This window comes from Methylobacterium sp. J-092, from assembly GCF_022829325.1.
Taxonomy (GTDB): Bacteria; Pseudomonadota; Alphaproteobacteria; order Rhizobiales; family Beijerinckiaceae; genus Methylobacterium.
Genome location: NZ_JAKSXU010000224.1, coordinates 1 through 8,840, shown reverse-complemented (window position 1 = coordinate 8,840; position 8,840 = coordinate 1). Strand labels below are relative to the sequence as shown.

The 8,840-nt window shown below is 70.7% G+C and carries 7 protein-coding genes; 4 read left to right on the top strand and 3 right to left on the bottom strand.

Annotated features, from left to right (window positions below; translation table 11 throughout):
* Positions 1 to 545 precede the first annotated feature (545 nt).
* The 4 genes from MKK60_RS28040 (at position 546) to MKK60_RS28025 (ending at position 4,327) form a co-directional block, all read left to right on the top strand.
* A complete protein-coding gene (locus tag MKK60_RS28040) occupies positions 546 to 1,559 on the top strand; it encodes a transglycosylase SLT domain-containing protein (RefSeq protein WP_409567467.1) in 1,014 nt (337 codons plus the stop codon).
* An 85-nt stretch (positions 1,560 to 1,644) separates the two neighbouring features.
* Entirely contained in the window at positions 1,645 to 2,550 is a 906-nt protein-coding gene (locus MKK60_RS28035; RefSeq protein WP_243989337.1) for an alpha/beta hydrolase, read from the top strand.
* A 102-nt stretch (positions 2,551 to 2,652) separates the two neighbouring features.
* Complete coding sequence (locus tag MKK60_RS28030; RefSeq protein ID WP_243989329.1) at positions 2,653 to 4,002, top strand: O-antigen ligase family protein; 1,350 nt, start codon at positions 2,653 to 2,655, stop codon at positions 4,000 to 4,002.
* A gap of 64 nt (positions 4,003 to 4,066) precedes the next feature.
* Positions 4,067 to 4,327 (top strand): hypothetical protein, encoded by a 261-nt coding sequence (locus tag MKK60_RS28025; RefSeq protein ID WP_147727069.1) that lies wholly within the window; start codon positions 4,067 to 4,069, stop codon positions 4,325 to 4,327.
* A 10-nt stretch (positions 4,328 to 4,337) separates the two neighbouring features.
* On the opposite strand, the gene MKK60_RS28020 is transcribed toward MKK60_RS28025, so the two are convergent.
* The 3 genes from MKK60_RS28020 to MKK60_RS28010 form a co-directional block, all read right to left on the bottom strand.
* Complete coding sequence (locus MKK60_RS28020; RefSeq protein ID WP_409567466.1) at positions 4,338 to 6,080, bottom strand: pyrroloquinoline quinone-dependent dehydrogenase; 1,743 nt, start codon at positions 6,078 to 6,080, stop codon at positions 4,338 to 4,340.
* Positions 6,081 to 6,263: 183 nt separating this feature from the next.
* A complete protein-coding gene (locus tag MKK60_RS28015; protein WP_243935331.1) occupies positions 6,264 to 7,925 on the bottom strand; it encodes a DHA2 family efflux MFS transporter permease subunit in 1,662 nt (553 codons plus the stop codon).
* On the bottom strand, positions 7,922 to 8,840 hold a 919-nt coding region (locus tag MKK60_RS28010), incomplete at its 5' end, for an HlyD family secretion protein (protein WP_243989327.1). The genes MKK60_RS28015 and MKK60_RS28010, both read right to left, overlap by 4 nt.

Here is an 8,840-nt window from a genome sequence, read left to right as displayed (position 1 = left end):
GCAACCCACCGACTATGCGAACCCATGCGTTGCCCCAGGCATCATCAAGAATGCTGGTGTGATACCGATCCGAACACGCGCGTTTCCCTCTCCCCTCGGCGGGGGAGGGGGGGCCTAGCGTCAGCGAGGGTCGGGAGAGGGGAGCGACAGTGCCGGATGCGGCGCTCCCCTCTCCCGAACCGCTGCGCGGGCCACCCTCCCCCGCAGAGGGGGGAGGGAAGGGTGCTGAACGAGGGGCTATCTGCAGACACCTCACGCCACGATCGCGAGGCATGACCGTTCCCATTCGTGGCGTGAGGTGTTTGCAGATAGCCCCTCGTTCAGCACCCTTCCCTCCCCCCTCTGCGGGGGAGGGTGGCCCGCGCAGCGGGTCGGGAGAGGGGAGCGCCGCATCCGGCACTGTCGCTCCCCTCTCCCGACCCTCGCTGACGCGAGGCCCACCCTCCCCCGCAGAGGGGAGAGGGAAACGCGCGTGTTCGGATCGGTATCACACCAGCATTCTTGATTATGCCTGGTGCAACGCATGGGTTCGCATCGCCGGAGGGTTGCTCAAATCCCCTCGGCATCGCGCCGCCTTCGCCCTCCTGGCGACCACCCTCCTCCTCGCCACGCCCGCACACGCCGTCCCGTCGGACGGCGCCACCGAGACCGTCGAGCAGGCGTTGTGCCGGCTGATCGAGGGATCGGCGCGGGCGCGCGGGCTGCCGGTGCCGTTCCTGACGCGATTGATCTGGCGCGAGAGCGCGTTCCGCGTCGGCGTGGTCAGCCCGGTCGGGGCGCAGGGCGTCGCCCAGTTCATGCCCGGCACGGCGCGCGAGCGCGGGCTGGCCGATCCGTTCGACCCCGAGCAGGCGATCCCGCATGCCGCCCACCTGCTGGCCGACCTGAAGCGGCAGTTCGGCAATCTCGGCCTGGCGGCGGCCGCCTACAACGGCGGCCCGGGCCGGGTGACGAGCTGGCTTGCCGGCAGCGGCGGCCTACCCGCCGAGACCCGCGCCTACGTGCTCGCGATCACCGGCGCGCCCGCCGAGGACTGGCGCGGCGGCGCATCCCGGATCGAGATGGGGCCGCCGGAAGGGGGCGAGGCCAAAAGCGCTGACGCCAAGAGCGCTGAGGCCAAGAGCGCCGAGACCAAGCCGGGCGAGGCCAAACCCGGCGGGACGAAGCCCGCGGACGCCCGGGTGCCCGAGTCGGCGAAGGCCGAGACCGCACCCGAGCCGGCGCAGACCTGCCTTCAGGTCACGGCCGCCTTGCGCATCCCGTCGCGCGGCGACCGCTTCGCCATCGGCGCCAACGAAGGGCCGGCCGCGCCATGGGGCATCCAGCTCGCCGGCAACTTCTCGAAGTCGCTGGCGCTGGCGACCTTCTCCCGGGCGCGCGCCACCTACGCCAAGGTGGTCGGCGAGGTCCGCCCGATGATCATCGGCACGCGCCTGCGCAATCGCGGCACCCGCGCGTTCTACCGCATCCGCATCCCGGCCGAGAGCCGGCAGGCGGCCGACGGGCTGTGCGGCCGGATCCGCAGCGTCGGCGGCGCCTGCATCGTGCTGCGCACCTGACGCGTCGACGGAGTTCGGCGCGATCCGGTCATGAATCCGCCCAGAGCCGCATGCATCTGGCCTTTGCGGCCCAATCGGACATCGAATGACACGAATCCTCACGGCTCTCGCCAGCCTGGCATGCCTCGCGCTCGCCGCAATCGGCATCGCCGCCTGCTCGCCGCTCGCCCTGTTCGATGCGATCGGCCCGCGGGATTCCGGCGGCCGGCAGGTGCTGCGGGACGAGCCGTTCGGCGAGGGCCCACGGCGTCGCCTCGACGTCTACGCGCCCGTGAACGCGCCTGAGAACGCGCCGGTGCTGGTGTTCTTCTACGGCGGCTCCTGGCAGAACGGCTCGAAGGCGGATTATGCCTTCGTCGGACAGGCGCTCGCCGCGCAGGGCTTCGTCACCGTGCTGCCGGACTACCGGCTCTATCCCGAGGCGCCCTTCCCCGGCTTCCTCGAGGACGGCGCAGCCGCCGTCGCCTGGGTCCGCGACAACATCGCAACCTATGGCGGCGACCCGCGCCGCATCGTGCTCGCCGGGCACTCGGCCGGTGCCTACAACGCGGTGATGCTCGGCCTCGACACCCGCTACCTCAAGGCGGCCGGGGTCGACCCGAAGGTGATCCGTGCGGTCGCCGGCCTGTCCGGCCCCTACGACTTCCTGCCCTTCGACCAGGACACCTCGCGCAAGGTGTTCGGCCAGGCGCCGGACCTGCGCGCGACTCAGCCGGTGACCTTCGCCGGCCCGAGCGCGCCGCCGGCCTTCCTCGCGACCGGCGCCGACGACACGATCGTCCGCCCGCGCAACACCCAGAGCCTCGCCGAGACGCTGCGCAACGCCCGCGTGCCGGTGCAGGAGCGGATCTATCTCGGGCTCGACCACGCCGACACCCTGCTCGCGCTCTCCGTCACCTTCCGGTCGAAGGCGCCGGAGCTCGCCGAGATGGCGGCCTTCCTCCGGACGCAGGCGACGAGCCGGCAATCGATGACGATCGGGCGGCGCTGATCGCTCCGTTAAGGTTACCCGCGATCGGACGAGACCGCGGGCAGGTTCGGGGCGACGGCGTGTTCCGTCCGGACTATGATGGTGCGCGGTTCCAGACCGCGGATGGCCGGTGAGGGCGGGTTCGTGTCAGCGGCGCACGGCATCAGGGCTGAGGCGGCCGTCAGGCGGTCGCGATCGCTGCCGGGACGCGACATCCCGGACGCCGTCCGCCTGCCGTTCGTCACCGTCGTGCTGGTCCTGCTCTGGAACCATCTCTGGTTCAGCGACCTCGCCAATCGCAGCCTCCTGAGCGACCCGGAAACCGGCAGCCTCTTCACCCAGGCGCTGTTCGTCATCCTCGGCACGGCGATGCTGATGGTGCTCGGGCGGCTCGGCTTCGCCAGGCTGCGCCCCCTCGCCTCCTGGCCGCTGCTGCTGCTCGGCGGCTGGCTCGGCATCACCACCCTCCTCTCCACCGACCCGATGCTGTCGATCCGCCGGATCGTGCTGTTCGGCATCGTCGCGCTGCTCGCCGCTGGCGTTCTCGTGGTCGCGCGCAACGGGCGCCAATTCGCCACCGCGCTGGCGCTCGCCGCCGGCATCGTGCTGGCCGCGAGCTATCTCGGCGTCGCGCTCGTCCCCAACCTCACCATCCACTCGGCCTTCGACGTCACCGGCGAGTACAACCACATCGGCCTGTGGCGCGGGATCTTCACCCACAAGAACGAGGCCGGCTCGGCGATGTCGATGATCGCGGTCTGCGGCCTCTACGTCGCCGCCGTGCTGCACCGGGGCCTGGGCTGGACCATCACGGCGGGGGCGCTGGTCTTCATGATCTTCGCCGGCTCGAAGACGCCGCTGGCCGTGCTGCCCCTCGTCCTGCTGGTCTCGGTCCTGTGCAGCCGTCTGCGCGGGCGGACGATGCGCGGGCTGCTGCTGGTCGGCCCGGTGGCGCTGCTCATCGTCGCGACCATCGGTTCGGTGCTGCTGCCGCCGATCCGAACGGTGCTGGACGCGATCATTCCCGACGCGACCTTCACCGCGCGCAACGAGATCTGGGCTTTCGCGATCGAGCACGTCGTCGTGCACCCGATCCGCGGCTGGGGCTACGGCGCCTTCTGGCTGACCGACCGCACCGTCTACGGCGGCGGCGCCGACCCGGGCTCGGACTGGGTGCAGACCGCGACGCAGGCGCACAACTCCTTCCTCGACGCCGCACTGATCATGGGCTTGCCCGGCGCGCTGCTGCTCCTGAACGCTCTCGTCGTGGCCCCGATCCGCGACCTGCAGCGGGCCAGCGCCGGGCGGCCGCTCGACGCTCAGACGCTGTTCTTCCTGCGCATCTGGATGCTGGCGGTGATCTCGGCCTCGTTCGAGAACGTGCTGCTTAACGCCAACACCGTCCTGTGCGGCATGACCATGCTCGCGGTGTTCGGCCTGCGCCTGCGCACCGCCTACCGCCCGGTCGCCTGACCCGAACGCGACGGCGGCGGTCGCGGCCCGGGACAGGCGGGGCGCGACGCCCTATGTCGATGGGATGATCGATTTCCAGACCGTCGGCGACCTCTGCAACGCCCACCACATCGCCGAGGAGGAGGTCGACGCCGCGGTGGCCGCCTACCTCGCCGACCCGCTGCCGCCGATCTTCGTGTTCCGGCAGGGCTATCGGCTGAACCTGATGAAGGCGGTGCGCAACCACCAGGGCGCACGGGTCTTCATGGAGCGCGAGGATGTCGGCATCGCGCTGAAGCGCCCGTTCGTCCGCGCGGCGATCCTGCAGGCGCGGCCGAAGGGCTGAGCGATCACGCTCAGTCCGGCAGCGCGAACACCACCAGCGCGTCGCCGGTGCCGAAGCCGGAAGCCTTAGTGAAGGACGAGCCGCCAGCCGCCACCGCGACGTACTGCTTCCCGTCGAGGCTGTAGGTGATCGCCGGGCCGCTGATGCCGGCGCCGCACTGGAACCGCCACAGGATCTCGCCGGTGCCGGCATCGTGCGCGTCGAGATGGCCGTCCTCCTCGCCGGAGAAGACCAGGCCGCCCGCCGTCGCCAGCGTGCCGCCGGCGAGCCGGCTCTCGGACCTCACCGACCACGCGATGGTGCCGCCCTTGGCGAGGTCGACCGCCGTGAGCGTGCTGAAGCTCGGCTCGCCCTTCGCCTCGCCGGTCTCGGTGTAGCGGATCTCCGGCCGTCCGGGGCCGCCGGGCACGGTCTTGACGGTGTAGGTGGTCGCCCCGTGCCGGACCTGTGCGAAGGCGAGACCGCTTGCGGCATCGTAGGCCGTCGGCGGCCAGGACACGGCGCCGAGGGGGCCCGGCGCGACCACGGTGCCTTCCGCCGTCGGGGGGGCGAACAAGTTCTTCTGCGCAATCAGCGGGGCCGAGCGCTCGAGCAGCCGGCCCGTGGCGCGGTCGTGGACGTAGATCCAGCCGGTCTTGCTGGCGGAGGCGACCGCCTTCACCGGGCCGTCCTTCCCGTTCAGGTCGAGCAGGAACGGCGGGCTCGCTACGTCGTAGCCCCACTCGTCGTGCGGCACCTGCTGATAGTACCAGCGCAGCGCGCCGGTTTTCGCGTCGAGCGCCACGAGGCTCATCGTGTAGAGGTTGTCGCCCGGCCGCGAGAGCCCGAAATTCTGCGGCGCCGGGTTGCCGGTGCCGAGGTAGATCAGGCCGAGATCCGGGTCGAAGGCCGGGGTCATCCAGAGCGATCCGCCGCCGACCCGCCATGCCTCTCGGTTGGCCGGCGCTGCCGCCTTCTCGGCGGCGACGTCGCGATGCAGCGGGACGCCGTCGGCGGTGGTCTCGACGTATCCGCCCTCCCAGCCGTCGGCCTTGGTGACGTACCAGCGCCAGCGCTCTTCGCCGGTCTTCGCGTCGTAGGCGGCGAGCCACCCGCGGCGCCCGTAGCCGCCCTCGATCCCGACGACCGAGCCGCCGTCGAGGCCGCCCTTCTCGTCCTCGACATGGAGCCCGTAGCCGGCGCCGCTCACCCCGACGATGACGAGACCGTCGGCGACGAGCGGCGGCATCTTGAAGCCGAGGCGGCTCGAGCCCTGCACCGGCTTGCCGCCGAGCTGCGCCGTCAGCCCCGATGCGGTCTCGGACTCGCCTTCCTCCGGGCGCACCGCCTCGTGGTCCCACACGACCTTTCCTGACTTGGCGTCGAGCGCGATCACCCGCCCGTCCATCGTCGCCTGGAACACGAGGCCGCCGGAGACGGCGACGCCGCGGTTCGAGGGCGGCCCGAAGATCTTCTCGGTGCGCGGCTTGTGGGTGTAGGTCCACAGCACCCGGCCGGACTTCGCGTCGAGCGCCGCGACGTTGTTCTGCGTGGTCGAGAGGTAGAGCGCGCCGTCGACCATCACCGGCTGGGCCTGGAAGTAGCCGGTCACCCCGGTCTGGAACATCCAGGCCGGCCGGAGCCGCCCGACGTTGCTCCGGTCGATCGCCGAGAGATCGGAGAAATTCCGGTTGGAATGGTCGTGCCCGAAGGTCCGCCACTCGCCGGCGGGCTCGGCGGCCCGCGCCGGCAGGGCGAGCGCAAGGAGCGCCACGGCGGCAACGGTCGATGTCGTCCTCAATGAACGCGGCACGCCGGCTTCCTCCCGCTCGGCGCGCAGGGCCGAGATGATTTCTTCTGGTTGCAGCCGGTAAGCGTTATCCCGCGAACTGTCGAACCGGACGAACGTCGCCGGCGCATCGATCCGCGGCCGCACTGGATCTCGGAGGGCGTTCCCTCAATGCCCCGCCGGCGCGTCGCCGCCGCGCTCGACCCGCTTGAGGATCATCGCCAGCGGCACCGCCGAGGCCGAGACGAGGCAAAGCGCCCAGAACACGTCGATGTAGGCGAAGAACGCCGTCTGCGTCGCGAGCTGCTGCCCGATCCAGGCGGTGGCCTGCCCCTGCGCGTCGACGCCGGGAGTGCCGTGCACCGTGAAGTACTGCGTCGCCTGCCGCATGGTCTCCTGGTAGGCCGGGCTCGTGGTGGTGACGCTCTCCGACAGCCGGCTCTGATGGAACTGGCTGCGATAGGCCAGGATGTTCTGCGCCAGCGACACGCCCATCGACCCGCCGACGTTGCGGGCGACGTTGATCAAGGCCGAGGCCTGGTCGGTCTGCGACTTCTCGATGCCCTCGTACGAGGCGGCGGTGATCGAGATGAAGATCATCGGCAGGCCGATGCCGATGTAGATCCGCGACCAGGCGAAGAACCAGAACGTGGAATCGCCGTAGATCCGGGTCAGGTCGTACATCGCCAGCGCCACGATCGTCGCGCCGGTGGCGATCAGCCATTTCGGCTGGAAGTAGCCTGACACCTGCCCGATCACCAGCATCATCGCCACGGTGACGAGGCCGCCGGGCGCCAGCACGAGCCCCGAGATGGTGGCGGTGTAGCCGTAATAGTCCTGCGTGATCTGCGGGATGAACTGCGTCGTCGCGATCAGGATCGCGCCGGTGGCGAGCATGACCAGGAAGCAGGAGCCGAACTGGCGCTTGCCGAGAAGGCGCAGGTCGACGGCCGGGTTCTTCGCCCTCAGAAGCCACGGGATCATCGCGACGAACGACACCACGGCGAGAACACCGAAGACCTGGATCAGCGGCGAGCCGAACCAGTCCTTGCGCTGGCCCTCGTCGAGGCAGACCTCGAGCGAGCCGAGGAAGGTCGCCACCAGGAGGAAGCCGACGACGTCGAACCGGATGCCCTTCTTCCGCAGCGCCTTGCGCTCCTTCACCGCGGCTTCGGAATCTTCCAGGAGCCACCACATCAGCGCCAGCGCGATCACGCCGACGGGGCCGTTGATCAGGAAGCACCAGTGCCAGGAGACGTTGTCGGACAGCCAGCCGCCGAGCGTCGGGCCGACGACCGGCGCGACGACGATCGCGAGCCCGTAGAGCGCGAAGGCTTGGCCCCGCTTGGCGGGGGGGAACGAGTCGGCGAGGATCGACTGCGCCAGGGGCGCCATGCCGCCGCCGCCGAGCCCCTGGATCACGCGGAACACCAGCAGCGAGTTCAGGTCCCAGGCGAAGCCGCAGGCGATCGAGGCGACAGTGAACAGCGCAACGCTGGCGATGAAGAACGCCTTGCGGCCGTAGCGCTTGGCCAGGAAGCTCGATGCGGTGAGCGCGATCGCGTTGGCGACGAGGTAGCTCGTGACCACCCACGCCGCCTCGTCCGGCCCGACCGCAAGCCCGCCCGAGATATAGCGGAGCGCGACGTTGGCGATGGTGGTGTCGAGCACCTCCATGAAGGTCGCGAGCGCGACGACGAGCGCCACCGCCCACGGGCTGTGGCCGCCCGCGGTGCGCGGCAGGCCGCCGGACGTCGCCTTCGCCTTTCCCGCATCCTTGCCGCCGGCCTTGCGCGAACCGCCGCCCGCCGCGGCGGCCCCGGCGCTCATCGCACCCGCACCGTCGGCACGATCGACATGCCGGGGCCGATCGACACGTCCTGCGGCCACTCGTCGACGACGATCTTCACCGGCACGCGCTGCACCACCTTCACGTAGTTGCCGGTGGCGTTCTGCGCCGGCAGCAGGCTGAAGGCGGTGCCCGAGCCGGGCTGCACCGAGGCGACCTTCCCGGTGATCTTGCGGTCGGGATAGGCGTCGATCTCGATCCTCACCGACTGGCCCGGGCGCATGTCGGTGATCTGCGTCTCCTTGTAGTTGGCGACGACCCACTTCTCGTCGGGCACGAACATCGCCAGCGATTGGCCGGCCTGGGCGTACTGCCCGACCGCGCCGGTGAGCTGCACGACCCGGCCCGGCTGCGCCGCCGTCACCGTCGTGTAGCCGAGGTTGAGCACGGCCTGCGCCGCCTGCGCCTCGGCGTTGGCGAGGCTGGCCTCGGCCGATACCCGCTGCGCCTGGAGCGAGCCGATCTGCTTCTGCGCCTGCACCACGCTGGCGTTCGCGCTCGTCAGCGCGGCCTGGCGCTGCTCGAGGGTCGAGGTCGAGGACTGCGATTGCTGCACGGTGCCAGCGCCGCGGCTGGCGAGATCCTTGTAGCGGGCGGCATCCGCCTTCGCGAAGTCGAGCGCCGCCTGGTTCTGCGTCACCTGCGCCTTGGCGACGTCGATCTGCGCCTTCTGCGCCTCGACCTGCGCGTCGACGTTCTGGATCGACGCCTTGGCCGAGGCGATCTGCGCTTGGGCCTGCTCGAGGGCGACCTGATAATCGCGCCGGTCGATCTGGAACAGGGTCGCGCCGGTGTCGACGTGCTGGTTGTCGGTGACCGAGAGCGCGACGACGTAGCCGGACACCTTCGGCGCGATCGAGAACTGGCGCGCGTCGACGAAGGCGTCGTCGGTGGAT